20 protein-coding genes, 1 tRNA gene and 2 pseudogenes are annotated in these 25,650 nt (G+C 65.6%); 15 read left to right on the top strand and 8 right to left on the bottom strand.

Features of this window, described 5'->3' with window-relative positions; all coding sequences use genetic code 11:
- The first annotated feature begins 112 nt into the window (after window positions 1-112).
- Entirely contained in the window at window positions 113-2,746 is a 2,634-nt protein-coding gene (locus tag CLV52_RS16930) for an AMP-binding protein (protein WP_162850919.1), read from the top strand.
- A 232-nt stretch (window positions 2,747-2,978) separates the two neighbouring features.
- Window positions 2,979-5,609 (top strand): non-ribosomal peptide synthetase, encoded by a 2,631-nt coding sequence (locus CLV52_RS16925; RefSeq protein ID WP_133767577.1) that lies wholly within the window; start codon window positions 2,979-2,981, stop codon window positions 5,607-5,609.
- Between the two features lie 48 nt (window positions 5,610-5,657).
- Here the strand turns inward: CLV52_RS16925 and CLV52_RS16920 are convergent.
- A tRNA-Gly gene (locus CLV52_RS16920) sits at window positions 5,658-5,731 on the bottom strand.
- Window positions 5,732-6,252: 521 nt separating this feature from the next.
- On the opposite strand from CLV52_RS16920, the gene CLV52_RS16915 reads away from it, so the two are divergent.
- From CLV52_RS16915 to CLV52_RS16880, 8 genes and pseudogenes are all read left to right on the top strand, one after another.
- A complete protein-coding gene (locus CLV52_RS16915; protein WP_133767576.1) occupies window positions 6,253-6,432 on the top strand; it encodes a hypothetical protein in 180 nt (59 codons plus the stop codon).
- A gap of 92 nt (window positions 6,433-6,524) precedes the next feature.
- Window positions 6,525-6,929, top strand: coding sequence for a VanZ family protein (locus CLV52_RS16910; RefSeq protein ID WP_133767575.1), 405 nt, complete (start codon window positions 6,525-6,527; stop codon window positions 6,927-6,929).
- 185 nt (window positions 6,930-7,114) lie between these two features.
- A complete protein-coding gene (gene gmd, locus CLV52_RS16905; RefSeq protein WP_133767574.1) occupies window positions 7,115-8,179 on the top strand; it encodes a GDP-mannose 4,6-dehydratase in 1,065 nt (354 codons plus the stop codon).
- Window positions 8,176-9,171, top strand: coding sequence for a GDP-L-fucose synthase family protein (locus tag CLV52_RS16900; RefSeq protein ID WP_425455728.1), 996 nt, complete (start codon window positions 8,176-8,178; stop codon window positions 9,169-9,171). Before gmd ends, CLV52_RS16900 begins: the two co-directional genes overlap by 4 nt.
- A gap of 216 nt (window positions 9,172-9,387) precedes the next feature.
- A complete protein-coding gene (locus CLV52_RS16895) occupies window positions 9,388-9,852 on the top strand; it encodes a hypothetical protein (RefSeq protein WP_133767573.1) in 465 nt (154 codons plus the stop codon).
- A gap of 21 nt (window positions 9,853-9,873) precedes the next feature.
- Window positions 9,874-10,239 carry an OmpA family protein gene (locus CLV52_RS16890; protein WP_281276105.1) on the top strand — a complete coding sequence of 122 codons (366 nt, stop codon included), beginning with the start codon at window positions 9,874-9,876 and terminating at the stop codon, window positions 10,237-10,239.
- Between the two features lie 236 nt (window positions 10,240-10,475).
- Window positions 10,476-11,240 (top strand): HNH endonuclease family protein, encoded by a 765-nt coding sequence (locus tag CLV52_RS16885; RefSeq protein ID WP_246018198.1) that lies wholly within the window; start codon window positions 10,476-10,478, stop codon window positions 11,238-11,240.
- A gap of 76 nt (window positions 11,241-11,316) precedes the next feature.
- Window positions 11,317-11,448, top strand: a pseudogene (locus CLV52_RS16880) (GDP-L-fucose synthase); the annotation flags it as partial.
- Window positions 11,449-11,540: 92 nt separating this feature from the next.
- Here CLV52_RS16880 and CLV52_RS18995 read toward each other — a convergent pair.
- The 7 genes and pseudogenes from CLV52_RS18995 to CLV52_RS16850 all read right to left on the bottom strand — a co-directional run bounded on the left by CLV52_RS18995 (window position 11,541) and on the right by CLV52_RS16850 (window position 19,443).
- A complete protein-coding gene (locus tag CLV52_RS18995; protein WP_246018197.1) occupies window positions 11,541-12,044 on the bottom strand; it encodes a glycosyltransferase family protein in 504 nt (167 codons plus the stop codon).
- A 60-nt stretch (window positions 12,045-12,104) separates the two neighbouring features.
- Window positions 12,105-12,506: pseudogene (locus CLV52_RS19165) on the bottom strand (glycosyltransferase family 2 protein); the annotation flags it as partial.
- Between the two features lie 13 nt (window positions 12,507-12,519).
- Window positions 12,520-13,590 carry a glycosyltransferase gene (locus tag CLV52_RS16870; protein ID WP_162850918.1) on the bottom strand — a complete coding sequence of 357 codons (1,071 nt, stop codon included), beginning with the start codon at window positions 13,588-13,590 and terminating at the stop codon, window positions 12,520-12,522.
- A 48-nt stretch (window positions 13,591-13,638) separates the two neighbouring features.
- On the bottom strand, window positions 13,639-14,439 hold the full coding sequence (locus CLV52_RS16865; protein ID WP_162850917.1) for a glycosyltransferase family protein: 801 nt from the start codon (window positions 14,437-14,439) through the stop codon (window positions 13,639-13,641).
- A 1,552-nt stretch (window positions 14,440-15,991) separates the two neighbouring features.
- Window positions 15,992-17,362: a tyrosine-protein kinase domain-containing protein gene (locus CLV52_RS16860; RefSeq protein ID WP_246018210.1), complete on the bottom strand. Its 1,371-nt coding sequence runs from the start codon at window positions 17,360-17,362 to the stop codon at window positions 15,992-15,994.
- Window positions 17,363-17,373: 11 nt separating this feature from the next.
- A complete protein-coding gene (locus CLV52_RS16855) occupies window positions 17,374-18,708 on the bottom strand; it encodes a hypothetical protein (protein ID WP_133767568.1) in 1,335 nt (444 codons plus the stop codon).
- Between the two features lie 144 nt (window positions 18,709-18,852).
- Window positions 18,853-19,443 (bottom strand): hypothetical protein, encoded by a 591-nt coding sequence (locus CLV52_RS16850; protein WP_133767567.1) that lies wholly within the window; start codon window positions 19,441-19,443, stop codon window positions 18,853-18,855.
- A 959-nt stretch (window positions 19,444-20,402) separates the two neighbouring features.
- Here CLV52_RS16850 and CLV52_RS16845 point away from each other — a divergent pair.
- From CLV52_RS16845 to CLV52_RS16825, 5 genes are all read left to right on the top strand, one after another.
- Window positions 20,403-21,704, top strand: coding sequence for a WcaI family glycosyltransferase (locus CLV52_RS16845; protein WP_133767566.1), 1,302 nt, complete (start codon window positions 20,403-20,405; stop codon window positions 21,702-21,704).
- A 162-nt stretch (window positions 21,705-21,866) separates the two neighbouring features.
- Window positions 21,867-23,183 carry a UDP-glucose dehydrogenase family protein gene (locus CLV52_RS16840; RefSeq protein ID WP_133767565.1) on the top strand — a complete coding sequence of 439 codons (1,317 nt, stop codon included), beginning with the start codon at window positions 21,867-21,869 and terminating at the stop codon, window positions 23,181-23,183.
- Window positions 23,184-23,373: 190 nt separating this feature from the next.
- Entirely contained in the window at window positions 23,374-24,453 is a 1,080-nt protein-coding gene (locus tag CLV52_RS16835) for a hypothetical protein (protein WP_133767564.1), read from the top strand.
- 255 nt (window positions 24,454-24,708) lie between these two features.
- On the top strand, window positions 24,709-24,927 hold the full coding sequence (locus CLV52_RS16830) for a hypothetical protein (RefSeq protein WP_133767563.1): 219 nt from the start codon (window positions 24,709-24,711) through the stop codon (window positions 24,925-24,927).
- Between the two features lie 320 nt (window positions 24,928-25,247).
- Window positions 25,248-25,466 (top strand): hypothetical protein, encoded by a 219-nt coding sequence (locus CLV52_RS16825; protein ID WP_133767562.1) that lies wholly within the window; start codon window positions 25,248-25,250, stop codon window positions 25,464-25,466.
- Window positions 25,467-25,650 lie beyond the last annotated feature (184 nt).

Raw genomic sequence — 25,650 nt, 5'->3', positions numbered from 1 at the left:
ACCGACCTGCACATTTCATCGCAGATTCGTTGCAGATATGGTCGTCGCACCCAACCCGGAGTCGACGTCGCGGTCACCCATCTGCACCGTCGCTCCCCGCGAAGGACCGCTCATGGAGCCCGTGATCCCCTCGGATCGGACCCTGACCCCGCTCGTCGTCCCCGGAGCGTTCAGCTCCTGGTTCGCGCGCCTGCAGCACGTGGCGGAGGCCCGCGGCGACGCGCTCGCGCTCACCGGCGTCTCCGGCACCTGGACGTTCGGGCAGATGATGCGTCGCATCGACCAGATCGCGACGTGGCTGCGCGACCAGTTGCCGGCGGGCGACGAGCCCGTCGGGGTGATGGTGGCCCACGATGTCGACGTGGTGCTGCTGCCGCTCGCGCTCACCCGCCTCGGCCGCGTGTGGGCGAACCTCGACCCGTTCGCGCCGCCGGCGCGCATCGCTGACATCGCGGAGCTCTCCGGGATGACGGCCTGCATCGTCGACGAGGCGCACCGGGAGATGGTCGAGGGCCTCGACGTGTCCGTCACCACGATCCTCGCGGACGTGCCGGACGACGCACCGGTCGACGACACGATGCCGCTGCCCGACCGCTCCGGGCAGGACCCCTTCTTCCTCGTCTTCACCTCCGGCTCGACCGGGAAGCCCAAGGGCGTCGTGCAGACCCACGCGCAGCACCTCAACGACGCGTACTGCGCCCGGGCGCGCTGGGACACGGGTCCCGACGACCGGGTCTCCCTCGTCTTCCCCATGGCGTTCGTCGCCGGTCCCGTGGTCATGGACGTCGCGTTCCTGAACGGTGCCTCGCTCCACGTCCACGACGCCCGCACGCACACGCCGCGTGCGACGGTCGACTGGGTCCGCCGCGAGCGGTTGACCGTGCTCTGCATGAGCCCGCACCTGCTGACCGCCATCACCGGCGAGCTCGCCGCGGACGAGACCCTCGACGGACTCCGGATCGCTCTGACCGGCGGTGAGGGCATCGCCGGCCGCGACGTCGACGCCTTCCGCGCCCACGCACCGGGCGTGACGTTCGTGAACGGCTTCGGCTCGTCCGAGGCGACGTCGACGACGCAGTACATCGTGTCGCCGGACATGGAGGTCGCGCCGGGCGCGATGCCCGCGGGGCGCGTCGTGCCGAACCGTGAGCTCCGGATCGTGGGCGACGACCTCGAGCCGGTGGCACCGGGCGAGGTCGGCCAGCTGATGGTCGTCGGCGAGCTGATCTCCGGCGGCTACTGGCGCAACGACGAGGAGAACGCGAAGAAGTTCGACGTGCTGCCGGACGGTCGCAGGACCTACCTCCAGGGCGACCTGGCGCGGCTCGGCGAGGACGGCGTCCTCACGCTGCAGGGCCGGTCCGACACCGCGATCAAGGTGCGCGGCTATCTCGTGGACATCAGCGAGATCGAGGACGCGCTCCGCGCGAACGAGAAGGTCTCCGAAGCGGTCGTCATTCCTGTCGTCGTCGAGGGGGAGCCGACGCGCCTCATCGCCTACCTGGCGCAGCGGCCGGCGGTCCGTCCTGATTCGGTCGCCGACCTGCGCCGTCAGCTGCGGGAGAAGCTCCCCGAGTACATGGTGCCGGGCTCCATCGTGCTGCTGTCGGCGCTGCCGCGGAACGAGCGCGGCAAGGTCGACCGCCAGAACCTGCCGAAGCCGACGGACGAGCTCCAGGAGATCGACGACACGTCGTACACCCAGCACGAGCTCGTCGTCGGCGGGATCTGGGCGAACGTGCTCGGGCTCGACAAGGTGCCCCTGGATGGCGACTTCCTCGCGCTCGGCGGGGACTCGTTGAGCGTCGAGGAGATGCTCGCGGACGTGGGGGAGCGCTTCGGCATCGAGCTGGCCTCCACGGATCTGCTGCGCTCGCCGACGCTGCGCGAGTTCGCCGAGCAGGTCCGCCGTGGTGCCGCCGCCAACGAGGCGCATCCGGACTTCGTGCACCTGCGAGTGAGGCCGGCCGACCGTCGCGTGTTCTGCTTCGCCGGTGCGGGCGCGCTCGCCCTGCAGTTCCTGCCGCTCGCCCGTCGTCTCGAGGGCTTCGACGTCACCGCGTTCCAGGCGCACGGCCTCGAGAAGCGGGCGAAGCCCGACTGGACGGTGCAGGCGCACGCGCGTCGTGCTCTGGAGCACATCCGGCGGTTGCAGCCGAATGGGCCGTATCGGCTGCTGGGGCACTCGTTCGGCGGCCTCGTGGCATTCGAGATCGCCCAGCGGCTGCGCGCCGAGGGCGAGGAGGTCGCTGTGCTCGGCCTGATCGACACGTTCCTCCCCGACGCGGCGATGGACGAGACGGCCGTGACGGGCCAGTTCGGCCGGCTGACGCCGCGGGAGCCGCAGGGCATGCGCGAGCGGCTGCAGCAGGTGATCGCTCCCGTGTCCGAGATGTCGCTCCAGCACACGACCCCGCTCCGTGCATTCGTCCGGCTCGCCCGCGCCCGCACGGCCGGGTTGGTCCGCTACCGCGGTCAGCAGCAGTTCGACACGTTCTTCTACCAGTCGGTGCTCGCGGCCCGCCGGTACCGGGCGCAGCCGTACGCGGGTCGAGCGGTCGTGATCGTGGGGCAGAACAGCGGCATCGACGACGGGTCGTGGCACAAGCTGCTCACCGGGCAGGTCACCACGGTGTGCGTCGACGGCGAGCACAGCGCCCTCATGCGTGAGCCGCACGTGGGGCAGCTCTCGGCGGCGCTGCTGCCGGCGCTCGAGGAGCAGGCGGAGGCGTCGATACCCGCTTGAGTTCCTGATCAGGAGTCCTGATCAGCCGCGCGGGGCGCCCTGCCTTCGTGGAGGGCGCCCCTCCCACCTCCGGCCGATTTCGGAGGGCGTGAATCGAGCGCACGAGTCGCTCGGATCCAGTGCTGCCTCCGTTCATCGTGTGCTCATAGGCGTTAGGGTCATCGGACCCGAACCCCGGAGCCCATCGGCGCAGTCACCCAGCTGCGCCGCGGCTCCCTGCGGAGGCCCGCTCATGCTCCCCAAGATCCACCCGGATCCGTCCTCGACCCTGCCCGCCGTCTCCGCCGAGGCCGACTGGTTCGCGCACCTGCAGCGCGTCGCCGCCGAGCGCGGGGACGCGCTCGCGCTGACCGGCCCGTCCGGCTCCTGGTCGTACTCGGCGCTCATGCATCGCATCGACCAGATCGCGGCGTGGCTGCGGGACCGACTTCCCGCGGGTGACGAGCCCGTCGGGGTGATGGTCGCCCACGACGTCGACGTCGTACTCCTCCCGCTCGCCCTGACCCGCCTCGGCAGGGTGTGGACGAACCTCGACCCCTTCGCGCCGCCGGCGCGCATCGCCGACATCGCGGAGCTCTCCGGGATGACCGCCTGCATCGTCGACGAGGCGCACCGGGAGATGGTGGAGGAACTCGGGCTCCCCATCGCGACGATCGTCGCCGCGGTACCGGACGACGCACCGGTCGACCCGTCGCTGCTCGTGCCCGAGCGATCCGGGCAGGATCCGCTCTTCCTCGTCTTCACCTCCGGTTCCACCGGCCGGCCGAAGGGGGTCGTGCAGACCCACCTCCAGCATCTCAACGAGGTGCACGTGTCGGTCGAGCAGTGGGCGCCCGGCCCCGACGACCGGATCCTGCTCGTGTTCCCGATGGCGTTCGTCCTCGGCCCGGTCACCGTCGAGGCGGCGCTGCTCACCGGTGCATCGCTCCACGTGCACGACGCGCGCACGCACACCCCGCGGGCGACCATCGACGTCATCCGGCGGGAACGCATCACCGTGCTCTACTCGAGCCCGCACCTGCTGGACGCGATCACCGCGGAGCTCCGCCCCGACGAGCAGCTCGACGGGCTCCGGGCCGCGTTGACCGGCGGCGAGGGGATCACCGGCCGCCAGGTCGACGCCTTCCGCGCGCACGCGCCTCAAGCGACCTTCGTCAACGGCCTCGGCTCGTCCGAGGCCGGCGCGACGGCCCAGCAGATCGTGCCGCCCGGCACGCCCGTCGACCCCGGTGCGATGCCGGCCGGCCGGGCCGTGCCGAATCGGGAGCTCCGGATCGTCGGCGACGACGGTGAGCCGGTGGCGACCGGCGAGGTCGGCCAGCTGATGGTCGTCTCGGACTCCATCTCGGGCGGCTACTGGCGCAACGAGGAGGAGACCGCCAAGAAGTTCGGCGCGCTGCCCGACGGGCGCCGCACGTACCTGCTCGGCGACCTGGCGCGGCTCGACGCGCAGGGCGTCCTCACGCTGCAGGGCCGGTCCGACACCGCGATCAAGGTGCGCGGCTACCTCGTCGACATCAGCGAGATCGAGGACGCCCTGCGGTCGAACGAGAAGGTGTCGGAGACCGTGGTGATCCCGGTGGTCGTCGAGGGTGCGCCGACTCGCCTGATCGCGTACGTGGCGCAGCACTCGCGCGTCCGGTCCGACTCGGTGGCCGACCTGCGGCGCCGGCTGCGGGAGAAGCTCCCCGAGTACATGGTGCCGGGCTCGATCGTGCTGCTCAGCGCCCTGCCCCGGAACGAGCGCGGCAAGATCGACCGCCTCAACCTGCCGCAGCCCGACGACGCGCCGCAGGACGTCGACGACACCGCGTGGACGCAGCACGAGCTGGTCGTCGGCGGGATCTGGGCGAGCGTGCTCGGGCTCGACAAGGTGCCGCTGGACGGCGACTTCCTGGCCCTCGGCGGGGACTCGTTGAGCGTCGAGGAGATGCTGGCGGACGTGGGGGAGCGCTTCGGCCTCGAGCTCGCGTCGACCGACCTCCTGGGCGCACCGACGCTCCGCGCGTTCGCGGAGCACGTCCGGCGCGGGTCCGCGGCGACGAAGCGGCACCCCGACGTCGTCCACCTGCGCTCCGGTGCGGAGGACCGTCGCGTGTTCTGCTTCGCGGGCGCCGGCGCACTCGCCCTGCAGTTCCTCCCGCTCGCTCGCCGTCTCGACGGCTTCGACGTCACCGCGTTCCAGGCGCACGGCCTCGAGCGACGAGCCCTGCCGGACTGGACCGTGGAGGCGCACGCCCACCGGGCGCTCGAGCACATCCGCGCGGTGCAGCCGCACGGGCCCTACCGGCTGCTCGGGCACTCCTTCGGCGGCCTGGTCGCCTTCGAGATCGCGCACCGGCTCCGCGCCGAGGGCGAGGAGGTCGCCCTGCTCGGCCTCATCGACACCTTCTTGCCGGACACTGCGACGAACGAGCTGGCGGTCACGGGCCAGTTCGGCCGGCTGGCGCAGCGGCAGCCGCGCGGGGTTCTGGAGCGCCTGCAGCACGTGATCGCGCCCGTGTCGGAGTCCTCGCTGCAGAACACGTCACCGCTGCGCGCGTTCGTCCGGCTCGCCCGCGCGCGGACCGCCGGCCTGATCCGCTACCGCGGCCAGCAGCAGTTCGACACGTTCTTCTACCAGTCCGTGCTCGCCGGCCGACGGTATCGGGCGCAGCCGTACGCCGGTCGCGCCGTCGTGGTCGCGGCACGCGAGAACGGCATCGACGTCGACTCCTGGCAGCCCCTGCTCACCGGCCGGGCGACCATGGTGCGCGTCGACGGCGAGCACAGCGCGCTGATGCGCGAGCCGCACGTCGCGCAGCTCTCGGCGACGCTGCTGCCGGCGCTCAAGGACCGGCTCGAGCAGGTCCTCCCCGCCTGACGTCGAAGGGCCGCCCACCGATGCGGTGGTCGGCCCTTCGACGATGCGTGGAGCGGGCGGCAGGAGTCGAACCTGCGCTGCCGATCTGGAAGATCGGTGTTCTGCCGTTGAACAACACCCGCGGACGACTCGACTCTAGAGTCATTCCGGTACTCCGTGCGGCCCCAGTACGGGGCGGTGCGCTCGTTGCGTCGCGCTAGGGAGCCGAGCGCCACTCATCGGGGTGGTTCCGGCGGAGCTCGCGCATCCGGCGACGGTAGGCCTTCCGCAGCTGCCGGCGTCGGGCACGTTCCTTCGCCGCCGCCCGTCCCCAGATGCGCATCACTCCATGATCCCGTCGCTCCCGTGTCCTGCGCGTGTCGACGAGATGCGAGAACGCCGCAGGTGCGAAACCTGCCGCGTGCCGGAATCGGCGCGACGACGATTTGACGTGGGCCGTCATGCGGGGATCCCAGTGTGAGCAGCGCAGTGGCGGGGTCCTCCAGCGGCTGCGCGCTCCCCGGCGTCCTCATCGATGCATCCCGGACGACGGCGCCGTCCTAGTCCGTATCTGCCTGCTTCGAATGTGCCATGCGCCTCTATCGAGGGACTGGTGCGCGTTGGTGCTATGCGATTGCATTCGCTCACCCATACCAGGTGATCGATGCCGATCGCCGACCCGAAGGACCCACCCATGCTTCACCCGATCAACCCGCGCCAGCACACGGTCACCGCACGCGAACTCCGTCGAGCCGTCGATGGGGAGCACGAGGGACAACGACGGCGTCGTTCGACGCTCGACGAGATGTATCGCCGCATCGACGAGGACCTCGAGCAGCTCTGACCTCCGCGGCCGGTACCGCCGACCGCGATTGATCGGACGGGGATCCGGCCCGGCTCACCCGCACCGGCCGAGCAACCTTTATCGTGCCTCGGATGTGGAGGATCGCCGCCCCCGTCGCGATCCTGCTGCTCGTCGTCGCCGTGCTCGTCGTTCCCTTCCACCCCGAAGCGATGGTGCTGCGGACCGTCGTCGCCATCGCGCCGAAGAACGCGTTCGGTGAGCGCCTCGCCTGGCTCGTCGTCGAGACCGGCGGGAACCTGCTGATGTTCGCAGCGGTCGGTGCCGCGGCCCAGCTGCTGCTCCGCCGCAGGGCCGTCGCCTTCGCTGCGGCAGCGCTGCTGAGCGCGTCGGCCGAGCTGATCCAGCTCGTGATCCCGAATCGCGTCGCGTCCTTCACCGACTTCGTGACGAACGCGCTCGGCGCCGGAGTCGGCGTGCTGCTCGCCTCGGTGGTCGCCACGCACGTCAGCCGATCCCGGGCAGAACGCAGCGCGTGATCCACGGCGTCGCTCCGTGATCGCGCCGCGCTCCTTCCGTGCCTTCGACTCGGTGAGCACGCAGGCCATTCCTGTCACCTGACCTCGGGGTGCCCCTGGGCGCCCGGAAATGGCACCATGAACAGTGGTCGTGCCCGAGGGCGTTCACGAACCTGCCCTCCGCCTCCCCACCTACCTGGAGTCTCATGCCGTTCAAGAAGGTCGCCTTCATCACCGGGATCACGGGCCAGGACGGCTCGTATCTCGCCGAGCTGCTGCTGCAGAAGGGCTACGAGGTCCACGGGCTGATCCGTCGCGCGTCGACGTTCAACACGGCGCGCATCGACCACCTGTACACCGACCCGCACGACATCGGCACCCGGCTGTTCCTGCACTACGGCGACCTGTCCGACGGCGCGCGGCTGGTCACGCTGCTCAGCGAGATCAAGCCGCAGGAGGTCTACAACCTCGCCGCGCAGTCGCACGTCCGCGTCAGCTTCGACGAGCCGGAGCACACCGGTGACACCACCGGAGTCGGCTCGATGCGTCTGCTGGAGGCGGTTCGTCTCGCCGGTCTGCACTGCCGCTTCTACCAGGCGAGCTCGTCCGAGATGTTCGGCGCGACCCCGCCGCCTCAGGACGAGAACACCCCGTTCTACCCGCGCTCGCCGTACGGCGCCGCGAAGCTCTACAGCTACTGGGTGACGAAGAACTACCGCGAGGCCTACGGCATGTACGCGGTGAACGGCATCCTCTTCAACCACGAGTCGCCTCGCCGCGGCGAGACGTTCGTGACCCGCAAGATCACCCGCGCGGTCGCTCGCATCGCAGCCGGCCAGCAGCACGAGCTGTTCATGGGCAACCTCGACGCGATCCGCGACTGGGGCTACGCCGCTGAGTACATCGAAGGCATGTGGCGGATGCTGCAGGCGGACCAGCCGGACGACTACGTGCTCGCCACGAACGTCGGCTACACGGTGAGGGAGTTCCTCGAGACCTCGTTCTCGCACGTCGGCCTGAAGTGGGACGACTACGTGCGGTTCGACGAGCGCTACCTGCGCCCGACGGAGGTCGACGCCCTGATCGGTGACGCCACCAAGGCGAAGACCGAGCTCGGCTGGACCCCGACGGTCGACGGTCTGCAGCTCGCGAAGCTGATGGTCGACGCGGACGTCGAGGCGCTCGCGCACGAGGGACGCCCGTGGATCGACACGGTCAAGCTCGACTCCTGGACGAGCAAGAAGAACGCGGCTCTGGGCGTCGACGCGTGAGCGACGCGGGCACCGACCTGAAGGGCGGCGTGCCCTTCACCCCGACGCCCCTCGACCGTTCCGAGCGGGTCTACGTGGCCGGCCATCGCGGTCTCGTCGGCTCCGCGATCGTGCGGAAGCTTGAGGCGGAGGGCTTCGAGGACGTCATCGGTCGCACGTCGGCTGAGCTCGACCTCAAGGACCGCGACCAGACGTTCGCGTTCTTCCGCGAGGCGAAGCCGAAGGTCGTCGTCCTCGCCGCCGCGAAGGTCGGCGGGATCCTCGCGAACTCGACCTACCCGGTCGACTTCCTGAGCGACAACCTGCGGATCCAGACGAACGTGATGGACGCGGCGCTCGAGCAGGGTGTGGAGCGGTTCCTGTTCCTCGGCTCGTCCTGCATCTATCCGAAGTTCGCGTCGCAGCCGATCAAGGAGGACACCCTCCTGACCGGCCACCTGGAGGAGACGAACGACGCGTACGCGATCGCGAAGATCGCGGGCATCCTCGGCGTGCAGTCGGTGCGGAAGCAGTACGGGTTGCCGTGGATCTCGGCGATGCCGACGAACCTGTACGGGCCGAACGACAACTTCTCGCCCAAGGGCTCGCACGTGCTGCCAGCGTTGATCCGCCGGTACGACGAGGCGGCTGCGGCGGGGGTGCACGCGGTGACGAACTGGGGGACCGGGACGCCGCGGCGCGAGTTCCTCCACGTCGACGACATGGCGGACGCGTGCCTGCACCTGCTCGAGCACTACGACGGGCCTGCCCAGGTCAACGTCGGCACCGGATCGGACGTGACGATCAAGGAGATCGCGGAGACAATCGCCGAGGTGGTCGGGTTCACCGGGGACACCGAGTGGGACACCACGAAGCCGGACGGGACGCCGCAGAAGCTGCTCGACGTCACCAAGCTCGCCGAGGCGGGCTGGACCGCCAAGATCAGCCTCGCTGACGGGCTCGCCTCCACCGTCGACTGGTACCGGGAGCACCACACCGCGCTGCGAGAGTGATCGCCTCGATCGCGTGACCCTCTCGTCGGCATCGAGGTCGTTCTGATCGCCCATCCCCACGACGATTGAGCACCCGCGCTACTTGTGCCGCCTCCAACGGCACGGTCACCATGCGTCACGCCGAGCGGCACGCCGACGATTTCCAAGCCGATCCCGGTGGGCTCGCTCGCACACGATGACGCGATCTGCGTCGCCGATCAGAACGACGCGAAGTCGGTGGTCCGCGCCGCGCTGGCGAAGAGCGTCGCGGAGACGCCGGAAGTCGATCTCCTGGGATCGATCGGTTCCGCCGCAGCGACCGACGCCGGCAAGACGCTCGGCATCGTCGTCGTCGGGAGCGGACTGCAGACCACAGGTACCCTCGACTTCGCGGAGAACGACCTGCTGTACGGCGACCCCGCGTCGATCGCGCAGCAGATGGATGCGAGCGGTGACCTGCCGACCGGACTCAAGGGCGTGACGGTCTACTGGTCCGGCATCACCGACGTCGCCGGGCGTCAGACGCGGCTCACGGAGTCCGCGGGCAAGAACCTCGCGGCGATCTGGTCGGCGGTGCTGGCGAAGGCCGGCGCCCGCCTCGAGCTGCTGCCGGAGCACCTCACCGGGAACGCCGAACTCGGCGCTCCCGGCCATGACGCCCGTTGCCGTTCACTTTGTGCCGCTGAAGCCGGTTTGGATTAAGCCGCTCGTGCTGAAGACGACCTGCTCCACTTCCGAGGCGGCTCTGCAGGACTCGTTGATCTCGCCGCGGCCAAGATGCTGCTGAAGGACGTCGCGGCGAGCATGATCTCGACCCGCCGTCACACGACCGTGGCGGGCGCGACCTCCGCACAGGGCAGCGCGAGCCAGGCGGCGGACATCACGTTGTCGAAGCAGCGTGCGGGGACCGTTGCCGCACTGCTCGAGGGTATGGACGTCGCGAGCACGCAGCTCTCCGTCGCCGGAGTGGGGCACGAGTGGTGTGGGTTCCAGCGCGAGGTCGCGATCGGCGGCAAGACGGCAGCGGAGATCGCGGCCGAGAGCCGCCGCGTCCTGCTCACCGCTGACGGCGTCGAGCTCTGTGCCTAACGCGCGGCGCGACCCTGGCCGCCCGCATTCCCTCGATCGATTCGGTCCCGCGCCACGAGGAGGTGGCCACTATGTCCCAACGCCGACGTGAGGTAGTTCGTGCCGCCGGTGTGCTGATGTCCTCCCATCCGTTGCAGGAGCGCTGGCAGTGGTCGCCGGGCAGCAGTGCGGCGACAGAGCCGGGCGCGGGATCGGCCGGGCGCCGGTCTCGACCGCATCCCGCATCCCGTCGACGGGTGGTGACGGGGCTCGCTCTCGGCATGGGCGCGGCACTGGCCGTCGCAGCCTTTCTCGCCGCCCCGCGCGCTGGCGTCGAGCGGGCGGTCCCCGCACCCGCAAATCCGGCTGTGCCGGCTGCGGCGATCGCGACCGAATCGCCGCGGTCCACTGCGTCGCCTCAGCCGCCTGCTCAAGTGGCTGACGGCGCGACGGCGCTCACCCTCCTCGGCGAGCTGCAGGTGCGGGGTCGAGCACCGATGACCGGGTACGAGCGCACGAACGACTTCGGCGCCGCGTGGCTCGATGCGGATCGCAACGGCTGCGACACCCGGAACGACATCCTCCGGCGCGACCTCGCCGACCCCTCGGGTACGCGGTGCAATGTCCGGTCCGGCGTGCTGCGCGCCCCGTACACCGGCGAGACGATTAGGTTCCAGCGGGGGCTGGAACACAAGCGGGCGGTGCAGGTCGACCACGTCGTCTCCCTCGGTGACGCGTGGCGAACCGGCGCGCAGCAGTTGTCACTGGCGCAGCGGATCCGCCTCGCGAACGATCCGCTCAGCCTGCTGGCCGTCGACGGCCCGACCAACCAGGACAAGCGCGACAAGGACGCCGCGACCTGGCTGCCGCCGAACCGGTCGTTCCGCTGCGAGTACGTGGCCCGGCAGGTCGCCGTCAAGCACGCTTACGGGCTTTGGGTCACGCCTGTGGAGAAGGCGGCAATGAGTCGCGTGCTCACTATTCGCCCACTCGTGGTTGCGCCCAGTGCGAACCTTCATTGATGAGCGCCTCGAGCTCGGGCACTCCGAAGCCAGCGGGCTTCATCCTGGGATTTACCTAGACGGAATCGCAGCCGGCATGGACGCGGCGCTGGAGCAGGCTGTAGAGCGGTTCCTGTTCTTGGGGTCGCCGTGCATCGACCCGAAGTCCGCGCCGCACCCGATCAAGGCAGACACCCTCCTGACGGGTCATCTGGCGGAAACGAACGACGCGTAGGCGTACGCGATCGCGAAGATCGCGGGGATCCTCGGTGAGCAGCGCCCAACTCCGCATATCTAGTCGAGCGAGTTGACTGATTTAGCCTAAGCGCGCGCCGCGGGGAAGAGGATTTCCGCTACAAGTGCTGCATCCAGGTTGCTGTAGTCGGCCACGACCTGAACGATATGCTCGCGATTCGCGAGATCCTTGATCAGAGTACGCAACTCGCGAGACTTCACGTCGACGAGCAGTCGATACCATAATCCCTGCATGAAGTGATAAACGACACCAGCGCGTCCATCAAGGATACCTCCCTGAGCGCACATCCTTAGGGTGTAGTAGACGAACGGCCCGGTAAATAGCGGAAGCCGCTGGTAGAGGTGAAGCTTTAGAAGACGCTTGACACGGGCCTGTCGTCCGAGCTTTTCACTCTCATTCCGGGCGATCGTTCGGGAGCCCAGCCATACAGATAGCGCGTCAACCGCCTCTCTGTCTGAGTAGGAATTATGCTTACGGACGAAATCGGAGAACGGCTTGAGGTTGACGTCGTCAAACGAGCCCTCAAACCGGATGGACCGACCGACGTCGACGATAACGTGCTCGTCCATGAGGCGATCCTCGACATGTGCGGACCCAGGACGCCAAACCCGACAAAGCCAAAGCGGCCAACGACCGCCGTGCCTAATCCAGGTACGCCAAAAAATATGACGTCGATTTAGGTAAATGGCGGATACGTCTTCGGGCAGATGAGGAAGTTCGCGGGAAATCTCATCCGCTAAGGAAGTTGAAATTACCTCGTCAGCATCAAGACGCATGATCCAGTCGGCTTCTGCGGACGCCAATTCTGATAGCGCCCAGTTGAATTGGCGAGCGTGCGAGTCGAACTGGCGGTGTAAAACCCTTGCACCTAGACCCTTCGCAATCTCGACTGTTCCATCGGTTGACCCAGAATCGACCACGACTACGTCGATATCGAGTCGTATCTGCCGCACGGAACCAATTGCCCTTGCGATGTGGACAGACTCATCCTTTGTCAAAATAACCACGACGACATTACAAGTCGCGCGCATGGTCTTGAGATCTCTAAATCTCATCGAGCAGCATCTGAGCAGTCGAAGGCCAACTAAAGCGCGTCTCCGCAAGACGCCGCGCTGATCGTGACATGGACTGATACTCCTGAGCCGACAGATCGAAGATACTTGCGATACCGGCGGCCACAGCTTCGGGAGATCGGTCTGTTACCACTCCTGCGCGAACCTCTTCGACCGCGGATGCATGGCTGACGCCGGGTGTAAGCACGACCGGGAGCCCGGAACCCAGTGCCTCAGCCACAGCGATCCCGAAATTCTCGTCTTTGGATGGTAGCGCGAACACGGAAGCCTCGCGAAGATACTTCCTGCGGTGATCGGGGCCAGCGAAGGGCAAGAACTCAACCGTTTCCCGAAGATCAAGCGAGTCAGATAGTGCTCGGTAGTTCGCCAAGAGTCCATCGTCATCTGAACCAACAATTCGCGCACGGAAAGCGTAGCCATCCTTCTGCAACAGGTGCAAGGCGCGCAGAAGAATATCGACACCCTTCTTCTCCGTTATCCGCCCAAGGAATAGGATGCTTGCGGAGTCGGCGCTATGAACGGGACTACTTGGCAGAGTGGCCCAGTCGATACCAAGCGGTATCACTACCGTCCTTGTATTCGTCCAGATCTGCGCTTGCTGCGCTTCCGCTACTCCAGTGCAGAAGATGAAACGCGCGAAGTGCAGCGTAAATCGACCGAAGGTGCGAAGGTAAGCCATTTTTCGGAAACGATGCCGGCTCAAGTCCGACGTATTGAGACTTCCGTGGGGGCGGACCGCATAAGGGACACGGAAAGCCCAGCAGACTAATGAACAAAGAATAGAATGTGGCAGGAATAGTGAGTATATGAGAACGAAGTCGAACTTCCTTGTATTGGCCACGAGCCACGCGAAGTACGCGAATGAGAACTGGAGACCTCGGTGTCGGATCGGAAGTTTTACAACGCCAGCCTCAGTGTCGGAGGACCTATCGGAGTCGTTGTGTCCGACGGTGACGACCCGAGCACCCTGGCTGCGAAGCGCTTCAGCCAAAGCGCGCGATGAAGTTGACGGGCCGCCCGCCGACGGACGGACGCTCGCCATGCATTGAAGAATCGTTGTCATTTGCTTAACCTCGCCCCACGGCCTGAATCAGATCTCGCTGATGATTTGCATTGCTCGGTGGAAATATGCGTTGTTTCCCCCGACGACCCGGTCGTGGCCGGCGGTCGCAACGCGTTGAGCCCACGTCGGGTCCTGGTCCATCCGTGCGGTTAAGTCGGCCAGATCGCTCGGGGTGTTGAAGAAAACAGCCTCGTTCACGCTGTAGATCTCTCGATGCTCGGGAGTGTCTTTAGCGAGTACCAGGTTGCCAGCGGCGGCCGCCTCGAAGGTTCGAGCCGTCTGCAAATCCCGGTTGTCGCTATTGAGGAGGACTAAAGAAGCTTTGAAACTCTCGGCCGCCTTGACGAAGCCCGCGGCGCCGGTGGCGGGGCGCACCTCGACGAGCGAAGACCTTTCCGACCGCCAGCCCGGGCCGTAGATGATTGCCTTCTCCGCGAAGTGAGTGTGCATAACCCGCACAAGATCAGCACGGTCGCGACGGCGAGCGCCAATGAATCCGATATCGAACCGGCGCGCGGACAGAGGCAGATCGCTGAAATGCAGGCGCGGGTCGTAGGCATTATTGATGAATATTGGGACACCGCCTCTTGAGCGAATCTCTGGGACGTTATATGACTTCGTGGTCACAATCGCATCCCAATACGGTTCATGGCGCAGATAGGCATCGCTCACATTTTCAGGATTCCCGAGGTCGTCAAAGGAAACATGAACGCGTTTGTCGGCGTTAAACTCAAGCAGAGGTTCTTGAGGGAAGTTGACGCACTTGACCGCGACGAGCAAGTCAAATCTGTCCAACGACTGGCGACGAAGTCGGAGCGAGAATTCCATGGCAGCTCTTGATCCGTGCCTGCGCAGCCACTTCAACTCCGCCCATGACCGGGTGCCTCTTCTAGGATATGAAAGATCTGACAGATCGACCTCAGTCACTTTCGCTCCGGCGTCGCGGAAGCCATCCGCTAGCGAAAGCCCATTTGACCCAGGGCGAAGAACGCCGACCATGAGGATTTTCATTAACTGCTACCGATCTGTACGTTTGGTCGTGCGGAATGCAGGCGACGTGGGCAGTCCGACCCGCAATTCCATACTTGCGAAGTAAACTGCAATGCACATGATGAGAATCTCAGAGGGCAGCAGTCCAAAAGCTAGGCCGTGAAGCCCACCAAGACGTGCCGCTAAATATTCGATAACGAGACCCAGTGCGGCAGTCGCAAGCGCCCACACTGCCAAGCCGATGTGCCGATTCGCCGCCCGCAACAGAGCGCGAGGCATGTACCACGCGCTGACGACGACGGCCCAGAGCAGGAGGGCAAACGCCAGGAGTGGATCCCACTGAACCTGGCCGTGAGTCCACAAAGGGAGAAAGAGCGGGGTCGCGCCAAACGCAATGACGGCTACGATCAAGGACAAAAGTAGCGTCCACTTACGTCCTTGCTGGTATGCAGATCGGGCGCGGCTCGTGTCTGACCGACCGATCGCAGCGGCTAGCTCTGGCTCTAGCGGTGTGCTCAAAACAGAGGTTGCCTGCGTCGCCGTGCGCGATATCGTGCGGTAAATGTTGAAGGCAGCAACAGCCGAGGGTCCGAGAGCGGCGGCTGCAACGAGCGTGACACCTTGAACGGATACAATTGCATATAAGTCCAAGACAAGGATTGCGGCTCCGGGGAGCAGGAGAGGGCGTATGCCTGCGAAGGAGGCGGCGCGAAGGCCGTAATTGAATGAGTTCTGACTGCGCGAGCCGAAAACCATCAGGCCTATTAAGCCGATCAAGCGAAATGCGAGTCCCCAGCCAGCCACGGCGGTAAATGAGCCATCGATCCAAAGTCCCACGGCCCAACCAGAGAACTCCAGCAGTCGTACGCTCACAGCAGTCGAAGTTCCCGTGGCGAACCTACCGGTCGCGCGGAAGATCATCTCGGCCAGGCCGCCAACTTGACTGGCCAGTACGCCGACTATCAGCAGTAGGAGAGCAGTCCTCCCATCTGCGTTAAGCCAACCCGACAGAATTGGTGTCAGTAATGCAACGCACGACAGCACAGAGAGCACAAGCGTCGACGCGTAAACAAGTGCCTTCGCGTTCGCGAAAACGATCACCGCCTCGGAGTGTCTGCGACCCGCAACAAGCGCCGCCATTTGGTTCCCGGCTGACGGCAATATGCCGAAGTCTGCGACGGACAAATACGCGGGAACCGCGGCAATGACTAACCAAGTTCCGTAGGTGCCCAAGTCCCACTTGCTCAGGAAGAGGGGCACTGATGCCAGTTGGATGACTATCGTGACGCCCTGGGCGTAGAGTGTTGCGCCTACTCCGCGCGCTATGCGCCCTCGCAGTGTGTGCTGTGCGTTCACTTGCTCTGCGACGAATTGAGACCGGTTGTCGGTCTCAAGCCGGTTCCGGAGCGGGGCTTATTGCTGCACGGTGCTCTGCCTCGTAGCCGTAGTACGCGTACCCATACTCATTGTTTGTGGGAGGGACCATAGTCGCGACAACGCCAAGCAGTCGAGCACGCACTACCTCGAGGTGCGCAAGCGACGCACGGACCTGTTGTGTGCGGACCTGACCGAAGCCTGCAATGAGGATTGCGCCACTCGCGTTTGCGGCAATGATCGCCGCGTCGGTTACGGCAAGAAGTGGAGGCACGTCATAAATTACCACGTCGTACACCCGAGCAAATTGGGACATTAGTTCGCGCATCCGCTCGGACTCCAAGAGCTCGCTTGGATTCGGAGGCGTTTCGCCGGCGGGTAGGACGTGGAGCCCCAGTTGACCCCACTCCTGCAAAAGATTGGAAAGCTCGCTTTCTTGAGCGAGCAAGTCCGTCAATCCCACCGACCCATCAAGCCCGAGGTAGGCAGCAACGCTCGGCCGTCGGAGATCTGCATCCACCAGCAAAGTGCGTTGGCCAGCTGCGGCGAACGCAATGGCGAGATTCACTGCAGTGAAGGACTTGCCTTCGGAAGGCACTGAGGACGTAACGACTATCGACTTATTTGAGTGCTCGATGTCCACGTACCGAAGATTTGTCCTCAGATTCTTGATTGATTCGGCTACTGGACTACTTGAGGGGCTCGGTACGATCGCACGCTGAGCGCGCAGGGTGCGATCAAAAAGTATGCTGCCAAGCAAGGGAGCGGTCGATATGGAGGTGAGTTGCCCGATGGATCGAATCTTCGTGTCGATCGTGGCTCGGGCGATCGAGAGAATAGCTCCGAGAGCTAGCCCAATGAAGGCAGAGAGTCCGAGGACAAGCGCCCCCTTTGGACTCGACGCCTCGGTGGGTGGAGTTGCTCGCTCGATCACCGAGATCTTGACAGGTGCTTGGGAGTTTTGGTCGTCGCCAGTCAAGCTAACGACTTTCGCGGCAAGGACGTCCGAAACCTTGTTAGCAAGAGCGGCTGCTTCTGTAGGCGAAGCCTGATTTGCGGAGATGGTGAGAATAACGGTATTCAACGGCACGCTTGCTTGAACAGCGGATTGGAGTTTGCCAACGGGCTCCTTCAGACCTAACTCGCTACGAACTTCATTCAGCACCAGCGGGCTGTCGGCGACATTGGCATAACTTCTTACAATTTGCTGCAGATAGACGTTTCCCTGCGCTAAGTCCGAGACATTGGCAGCAGAGCTTATTGATACGAACGATTGAGCCGTCGCTGTATATGTTGGCCGCACGACAAGTAGATACCCGAAACCAACACAAATACTTGCGAGAAAGGTTGCTGTGACTACTAGAAAGTTCCGTCGAAGGACTGACAAGAGGTTTGTTATCAATTTTGTTGTCTCCGGATAGTCGACGGTCTGCTTGGGCTTTGATATTGCGGTTTGGGCGCAAGGCGCGTGGTTGGACTACTCGGCGCGACAGATCCTAGGGCCTTTATCAGCATGGACAACACGATGACAATCAATGTTGTCTGGATGGCTCCCGATCCAACCTCTGCTATTTGGAGTAGGCCGCCCTCGTATAAAGACGCGTCGAAAGCGAAAGCGCTGCAGAAGCAGACCAACCAAATTCGCCGAGAATTTAGCCCGAGGCCGAGCGCCAGCACTATGATTGCCAGAATGAAGTTCTCGATGACTACACCGGGCATGCCAAGTTGGGCGTAGCCCTCAGCGGTTGTTCCGGTCGCAATATAAACCCCTTGAAATTGCTGCGCGAACGATGCTGTCTTCACGGCTGTGGTCCACAGCAAGCCGACTGATTGATGTAGGCCGGTCGGCAAGAAACCAGTGATCATGCTATTCAAGTAATCGCCTAGTGATAGCCAGGGGCGGTTTGGAAAATACATAGCATCTATGACCGTGGTCAGGGTGTCGGTGCGTTGGAGCACTGTCGCCGAAACAGCTTGCAGTGCGGAACTATTCTGGGCCAGGATGTTGCTTGTAGTGTCGATGCCCTTCAGGGGTTGAATTGCCGCGAAGGTGGCTACAGTGAAGGCGACGACCACGGGAAGTGCAACCGCCAGTCTTTTTATTCCGTGCGAGACGCTGAATCGCATGATGGCGGCTGCAAGGAAAGTGAGGATGGGGGTCTTGCTGGCATCAATCCCCGACCAGGCAACCTCACCAAGTGCCACTAAAATCAGCGCGGCGAAATCCAATCTCGTCCTGAGCCGCGAAGTCAGCATCCAGAGCGCTGGCGCGAACAAGCCGACTGCAGCAACGACTGAAAGAGAGCTTGGACCGGCGATGAGTGTTACAAGCCTTCCTGCCCATGCGATTGCGAGAAGAACGGAGTAGACCCCGTGTGCGACTGGCTCGTTCCTTAGCGGGAGTTCCGTCGAGCGATGAATTCTACGCGCAATATGCGTGCATGCTATTAGGCCCACCAGGAATGAAACTAGGCCGACAAGAACTATCCATCCCGCCGAATTCAAGCTCGCTGCGTAGCCTGTAGCGAATAGGCGCGGGTCGTAAAGCGGTTGCCCGAATTCCGGCATAAAGGTGGTCAGGTATAGTGGTCGAGCCACGTATGAAAGTGCGAAGTAAGTCGCCACAACGTAAATTAGGATTCGAGAAACAACGTTGAATCGCGCGGCAATAAGTGTCTGAGCTGTGATCGTTCCTGCGGTGACAATGAGCAGCAGGGCATACGCTGGAGTCATTAGGTGACTTCTTTGAACGTTGTGCGCTTTATGGCCGGAGTTCGTGGCCTCGGGTGGGGTCGAGACTCTCGGTTCATGGCAATTCCGAACGTATTAGGTCGCCGTACCTGCTTGAATCTCGCTCGCAATAACTTCACCGGGTGTCTAACTCGGGCGCTCGGTTAGGTTGGCTTCGACGAGCAGGCCGATCGTGCGCGCGTCGTAGGTGTTAGCGAGGTACTCGTCATTGGCGAGGTCCGCGACATTATGGTGATGCAGCGCTACCTGTTGCGTGCCTACCTCTGTTGGGAAGCCGGCACTCAAGGGGTTTACCTGAGCTACGGGGATGCCGTTCTTGCTCGCGATTGAGTTTAGCCACACGTCGTCGGCGAAGAGTGCGCTGCTCTTGAATGCGTCGCCTGAATTTCGAAGTGCGTCTAGGAATTTGGGCGGGTAAAGGGCGCCCATGACGCCGGTCGCGAAGTTGGTGATGGATGCGTTTGTATCGCGAACCGAAGACCACTCGTTGTAAGGCGCGAGCCTGTCGCCGTCGAGGACTATTCGGTGTGCTCGGTAGCAGAAAATTGTGTCTCGGTCTGAGGCTGCTCTGTTCGCCAGGTCTCTAAGCCAGTGTTTTGGATAGAGAATGTCGTCATCGGCCGTGACGAGCGGGATGTCATGGGACGGAATCATTGAGACATATGGGAAGTACTTCGTGTGTGGACCGTAGAACTCTGAAGAGTGCCTGATCTCCAATCCGCGAACTCTTAGTCGGCGGAGCCCAGGCGTTAGATCTTTGGGGGAGTCCGGGTCAAGCCATACGATTAATCTGCGGGGTTTATCTGGACTTCTGGCAATGCTCTCTATTGTTCGATGGACGTTGTGGGCGCGATGGCCGTGAGTCGTGAGACTGACCACGGCCTCAACATCCCCGACCACGGATGAACGAGAAAACAGATTACGCACTTGCATCGCGGCGGCAATGCGTGCGGACGTTGCCAGTCGCATAGCTGCCGCGATCAAGCGACGCGGTGTCAGGCGAAGGGCGCCGCGATGGTCGTGAAGTCTCAGCCGTGCTGGCAATCTCTGCTCAATTCGTTCTGGGAAAGGCGCGTCGGTCAGCGAACTTCACGTAAGTCCGCGCCACGCGCGGTGGTGCCGCGCCGTGTGCTGCGTTGAGACGGCCAGGCGGTTGTGGGTTGAGTGGCTCGGGATTTCATCTCCCCGGAAGGTTCGGGGTTGGCAGGCAGCCACTAGCTGACCCGTGGTTGGCGTGACGATCCACTGCAGGCGGCGCGGTGAAAATCTGAGCCGGCCGGTTGGGGGATTCCGACCGTTAAGGAGGTCGGTGGGGGGATAGGTCTGTGCGACGGTGAGGGTTCTTTGCAACTCAGCTCCTCGCACAGTCAGCGGATCGGGTGCGGGCACGCCGATCGCGGCGGGCCTGGGCGACGCTGCGTTGTTGAGGCTAGCGGTCGTGACGCGAGAAGCGTGAGTTCGTCCTCCGCTGCGGCGGCGCGGTTCCGGAGGGTGGCCGACGAAACGTGTGCGCAACAGTGCTTCGGCATGATGGGGTGTCCAAGTCCGTTCACAGTCTTGTGACGATCTAAGCATCCGCCCGTGCCCATCTGCTTTGCGCTTCGTCGTGCGCTCCTGGCGAGGTCGGCGGAACTGGCGGGTGGCAGGTTGAGGACATCGAGTCGAGGGGGCGACGAGTGAAGATCGTGGTCGTGGGGCTGAACTATGCCCCCGAGCCGACCGGCATCGCGCCCTACACGGCTGCGCTCAGTCGCGGGCTGGCGGCGCGAGGCCACAAGGTGCGCGTCATCACGACGATGCCGCACTACCCCGAGTGGCGGATCACCCCGGGCTACGAGGGCTGGGGGAGGACCGAGCGCCTCGACGGGGTGATGGTCCGACGCCTCCGGCATTACGTGCCCGCCCAGCCGAGCGGTGTGCGCCGGCTGGCCTCCGAGATCTCGTTCGGGCTCCGTGCGATGGCGACCCGGTGGGGTCGACCCGACGTGGTGCTCTTCGTCTCGCCCGCGCTGTTCTCCACCGGGCTCGCCCTGCTCCGTGCCAACCTGGGCAGCATCCCCTCCGTGGTGTGGGTGCAGGACGTCTACAGCTCCGGGCTGGTGGAGACGCAGGGGGGCTCGGAGGGGAGCGCCGTCGTGCGCTTCATCTGTTCAGTGGAATCCGCCGTGCTGCGGAAGACGGACGGCGTCGGCGTCATTCACGCCAGGTTCGCCGAGGTCGTCAAGCAGCTGGGAGCCCCGGCGGAGCGGATCGAGGTCGTCCGGAACTGGACCCACCTGCAGCAGGCCGTCCCCGGAGATCGATCGGCCGACCGCGAGCGCCTCCAGTGGCGTTCCGACGAGACGATCGTGCTGCACTCCGGTGCGATGGGGAAGAAGCAGGACCTCGACAACGTGATTGCGGCCGGGCGCCTCGCCGACGAGCAGGGCGCGCCCGTCCGATTCGTGCTCATGGGCAACGGGGGAGAGCGAGCGAGGCTCGAGGCCGCCGCCGAAGGGGTCCGCTCCGTCAGCTTCCTCGACCCGCTTCCGGCGGATCAGTATCAGCCGGCCCTTCGCGCTGCCGACGCGCTGCTGGTCAACGAGCACGCGGGCCTCCGGGACATGGCTGTGCCGAGCAAGCTGACCTCCTACTTCTCGAGCGGCCGCCCCGTGATCGCCGCGACGGACCCGAGCAGCGTCACCGCGTACGAGGTCACCGCCGCCGACGCGGGGCTCCGGATCGCGCCGGCGACGCCCGCCGAGCTGCTGGCGGCCGCGCTCGAGCTGCGGAACGACAGTGAGCGGGCCGACGAACTCGGCCAGAACGGGCAGCGCTACCAGCAGCGCGTGCTGTCGGAGACCGCGGCGATCGACCGGTTCGAAACCCTGCTCGCGCGCGTCGCACGATCCGGATCCGCGCTCCAGCCGGCACAGGAGGACTCGCGGCTGCTGGGGCGGAGCCACGCCGGGCGCGGCGACTCGGAGGCCCGTGCGTAGGAGCAGGCCGTCGAGGGGCTGGCGGTCGCCGGTCGTCGACCGCCTCCGCCCTGGATTCGGTGCTCCCGACCTGCATAGGGTTGCGAACGCGGTGGACCCCACCCATCCCCTCGCCACAACGGCTGTGGCACCTTCTTCCCTCACTCGAAGGACGGCGCTGCTGTGCGAATCTCTGTGATCGGTTGTGGCTACCTCGGCGCCGTGCACGCGGCCTCGATGGCGGAGCTCGGGCACGAGGTGGTCGGCGTCGACGTCGACCCCGGCAAGGTGCAGGCGCTCGCCGCGGGAGAGGCGCCGTTCTTCGAACCCGGACTACCGGAGATCTTGAAGTCGGCCGGAGCCACCGGGCGGCTGGCGTTCACGACGTCGATGCAGCAGGTGCGCGGCGCTCGCGTGCACTTCGTCGCCGTGGGGACGCCGCAGGCGCGCGGGTCCAACTCCGCGGACCTCACGTACGTGGACGCGGCGATCGATGCACTCATCCCGCATCTGTCCGACGGCGACCTCGTCGTCGGCAAGTCAACTGTTCCTGTCGGCACCGCTGCGCGCTTGGCGCAGAAGGTGAAGGACTCCGGCTCCGGTGCTCTGCTGGCGTGGAACCCCGAGTTCCTGCGCGAGGGATTCGCGGTCAAAGACACGATCACGCCCGATCGGCTCGTCTACGGCCTCCCGGCGGAGGAGGACGCGGCGGCTGCCGCGAAGGCGCTGCTCGACGAGGTCTACGCGACCGCGCTCTCCCGTGAGACGCCGCTCGTCGTCGCCGACTACCAGACCGCCGAGCTCGTGAAGGTCGCCGCGAACGCGTTCCTCGCGACGAAGATCAGCTTCATCAACGCGATGGCCGAGATCTCCGAGGTCGCGGGCGCCGATGTGACCAAGCTCGCCGACGCGATCGGGTACGACGCGCGCATCGGGCGTCGCTTCCTCAACGCGGGCATCGGCTTCGGCGGCGGCTGCTTGCCGAAGGACATCCGGGCGTTCTCGGCTCGTGCGGAGGAGCTGGGGCGGGGGGAGTCCGTCGCGTTCCTCAAGGAGATCGATGCGATCAACCTCCGTCGCCGTCAGCGAATGGTCGACCTCGTCGTCGAGGCGCTTGGTGGCCAGGTCTTCCAAAAGAAGGTCACCGTGCTCGGGCTGGCATTCAAGCCGGACTCCGACGACGTCCGTGACAGCCCGGCACTCGACGTCGCTGTGCAGCTCAACGGGCGCGGCGCGCACGTGATCGCGACCGACCCGGAAGCGATCCCGAACTCGATCCGCCTCCAGCCCCAGCTCGGCTTCGCGACGGACACGCGGGATGCGCTCTACGGCTCGGATTGCGTCGTGCTCGTGACGGAGTGGAAGGAGTACCGGGAACTCGACCCGGTTGCGCTGAAGGCGCACGTCCGGACGCCGCTCATCATCGACGGGCGCAATGTGCTCGACCCTGACGCGTGGCGCTCGGCCGGCTGGACGTACATCGGCATGGGGCGGCCGTAGCTCCAGTCGCCGAGGAAGTCCGCCCGGAAGACTTCTGACGGCGAAGGATTGCGGACAACCCCGCGGACGGAGAACCGAGCCGTCGATCACGCGTATGCGGTAGCGGCGGCTGCGAGCCTCCGATACCGTGCAGGTCCCGACCGAGCACCCACTCGGACGCGTCGCGCCGTCGCCCACCGGCAGGATCACTGTGCACCGACCTCCTCACCTCCGATCGAGCGCGCTCGCCGCGACGGTCGCCGCCCTCCTCGCTGTCGGCGGTCTCGCGCCGGCTGCCACGGCCGCGCCCGGCGCTGCTGCGAAGCACGCCGTGCGATGCGCCGGGGACGGTGCCGCCGTCGCGACGGCGCGACTCGCGTACTCGAAGCTGCCGGCGGCCTCTTCGTTCACGAAGCGCGTCGCTGCGGCTGACGGTCGCGTGATCCAGCTGGGTTCCGGGCGATTCTCGTTCACGAACTTCACTCGGGCGGACGGGACCCTCGACGGCGCGGTCGCCGGCCCGACGGTCGGCGGTCTGGTCGGCTCCGGGGCGTCGCGGACGACGCTGCAGGTGAAGCAGTACAGCTCGACGCACGCGAAGGACATCCCGCGGACCTTCCCGAACACGAACCAGCTGTCCGTGCTGCGCGTCAGCGGGAGATCGGCGGTGCTCCGCGGCTTCACCGTGAACGGGACGAAGCAGGGGCACCTCTACAACGGGCTCCGTATCGACCGCGTGCGGGGGTTGCGAGCGTCGCGTCTCCGCATCACGCACATCCCCGGGAACGACAGTGCGCCCCCGGGGGAGACGTTCGGGATCAACGACTACCGGACGGTCGGCTCGCAGTGGTCGCACATCGTCGTCGACGGCAAGGGCGTCGGCGCGAGCGGGTTCGGGGTCAACAGCTCGCGCAGCATCACCATCTGCGACGCGGTCTCGCGGAACAACCCGACCGGCATGGGCTTCGCGTTCTGGCAGTCGAGCGGGATCCGGCTCGTCGACAGCCGCGCGGTCGACAACGGGTTCTCGGGCTTCAACTTCGAGCGGACGACCGGCGCCGTCGTCCTGGTTCGGCCGGCCGCGAGCGGCAATCGGTACGGGATGCGGATCGCATCGGACCGGTCCAGCGCGCATTTCCGGATCGTCGACCCGAAACTGAACCACGGACGCTGGACCGTCACCCTGCCGAAGCGCTGGTACGGGACGACGAACCGGCAGCGGGCGAGCGACATCAGCCTGATCGTCCATGGGAAGCCGCGGCCCGACCTGCTCCGCATCGTGCGGTACTGATCGCACCGACCGCGCCCTCCGCAGACTTCCGACAGGCCGACACGGCGCGTCCAGCACGTCCAGCGGTCCTGAAAGGGGGGACTGGCCGGTCGGGCGTTGGAATCGATAGCCTGCGGCCGCGCGTCGAACCCTGGCGGGTCACCCAACCCGCCCGACGCGCACGGAGTACCCGATGAATCCCGATCCGACGATCGAGCCTGCCCCCGAACCGCGTCAGCACGCGACCGGCTGGGATTGCGACTGCGGAATGTGCTGGTGAGCGGCGCGCTCGGGCCGTCGCTCCAGCGAGCCGAAGCGCCCGATCTCGATCGTCTGTCGGCTGAGGTGGACCCGCTCGCCACGATGCCTCTGCCGGCCCGCGGCCCTGTCGAGCCGAGCGATTTCCTGGCCCGCCTCGAGGAGGCGATGCGCGCATCGGCCGCGACGGTCGCATGGGTGAAGAAGCACCTGCGAGCCGTGCCGTTCGACGACTGACGCGGCCCCGGTCGTTCGGGGCGGCGACTTCCGCTGAGCGGGAGATGAACGGAACCTGACTTCGAGGAAGCCGACTGGATGCGGCGCGGGGACCGCTGCTGAGTACGGTCGTCGAACGGATGTGCGGGCGTCCTGCTTTCTCCACGACGGCGTGGTCGCACGTCGCTTGAGGGGGATCGTCGATGACACATGCGGAGTCAGTACGGAGAGCGTCGGAGCGGGCGGCGCCTGCCGCGAGCAAGGCTGAGCGCTCGACCGAGGAGCCGCACCCGCATCTCGACGAGCGCCGGCCGTTCTCCGCTGCGATTCCGGACTCGTCAGTGAAGTCCGTGCGCACGGTCGCGCGCCTCGACGGGCGGACGCGGATCATCGCGGCGCGCCAGCCCGGGCAGGACTGGTGGAAGCTGCGGCACCGGCTGCAGTTCACGCGGGAGCACGTCGAGGAGCTGCGCCGGGCCGGGGTTTCCGAGGTCGTGCTGAAGCGCGGGATGCGGCGGGCTTCGTTCCCGCTGGCGTGGATGTCGACTCGTCGGGGTTGAGGGGCTTCTCCGACGGGGTGTTGCTTCGGAGCTCTGATTTTGAGGGTCGCTTCGCTCGCACCTCAACCAGCGGGTCGGGGCGGGGTGGGGGAGTGTGGTCGCGAGGGCCGCGAAATCGGCGCTGTGGTTTCGAGGCAGTGAGACTGGTGGTGGTTCCGCACCGGCCGGGTCTGACCCGTTTCGA

It is taken from the genome of Amnibacterium kyonggiense, from assembly GCF_004364555.1.
GTDB classification, from domain to species: Bacteria; Actinomycetota; Actinomycetes; order Actinomycetales; family Microbacteriaceae; genus Amnibacterium; species Amnibacterium kyonggiense.
Note: the sequence above shows the minus strand (reverse complement) of the source record. Positions and strands in the feature narration are given on the sequence as shown.

What these genes read in the sequence shown, in the direction of transcription:
- CLV52_RS16930 (WP_162850919.1), top strand. Translation starts at nt 113, where the DNA reads ATGGAGCCCGTGATCCCCTCGGATCGGACCCTGACCCCGCTCGTCGTC.
- CLV52_RS16925 (WP_133767577.1), top strand. Translation starts at nt 2,979, where the DNA reads ATGCTCCCCAAGATCCACCCGGATCCGTCCTCGACCCTGCCCGCCGTC.
- CLV52_RS16915 (WP_133767576.1), top strand. Translation starts at nt 6,253, where the DNA reads ATGCCGATCGCCGACCCGAAGGACCCACCCATGCTTCACCCGATCAAC.
- CLV52_RS16910 (WP_133767575.1), top strand. Translation starts at nt 6,525, where the DNA reads ATGTGGAGGATCGCCGCCCCCGTCGCGATCCTGCTGCTCGTCGTCGCC.
- gmd (WP_133767574.1), top strand. Translation starts at nt 7,115, where the DNA reads ATGCCGTTCAAGAAGGTCGCCTTCATCACCGGGATCACGGGCCAGGAC.
- CLV52_RS18995 (WP_246018197.1), bottom strand. Translation starts at nt 12,044, where the DNA reads ATGGACGAGCACGTTATCGTCGACGTCGGTCGGTCCATCCGGTTTGAG.
- CLV52_RS16870 (WP_162850918.1), bottom strand. Translation starts at nt 13,590, where the DNA reads ATGGCGAGCGTCCGTCCGTCGGCGGGCGGCCCGTCAACTTCATCGCGC.
- CLV52_RS16865 (WP_162850917.1), bottom strand. Translation starts at nt 14,439, where the DNA reads ATGGAATTCTCGCTCCGACTTCGTCGCCAGTCGTTGGACAGATTTGAC.
- CLV52_RS16855 (WP_133767568.1), bottom strand. Translation starts at nt 18,708, where the DNA reads ATGACTCCAGCGTATGCCCTGCTGCTCATTGTCACCGCAGGAACGATC.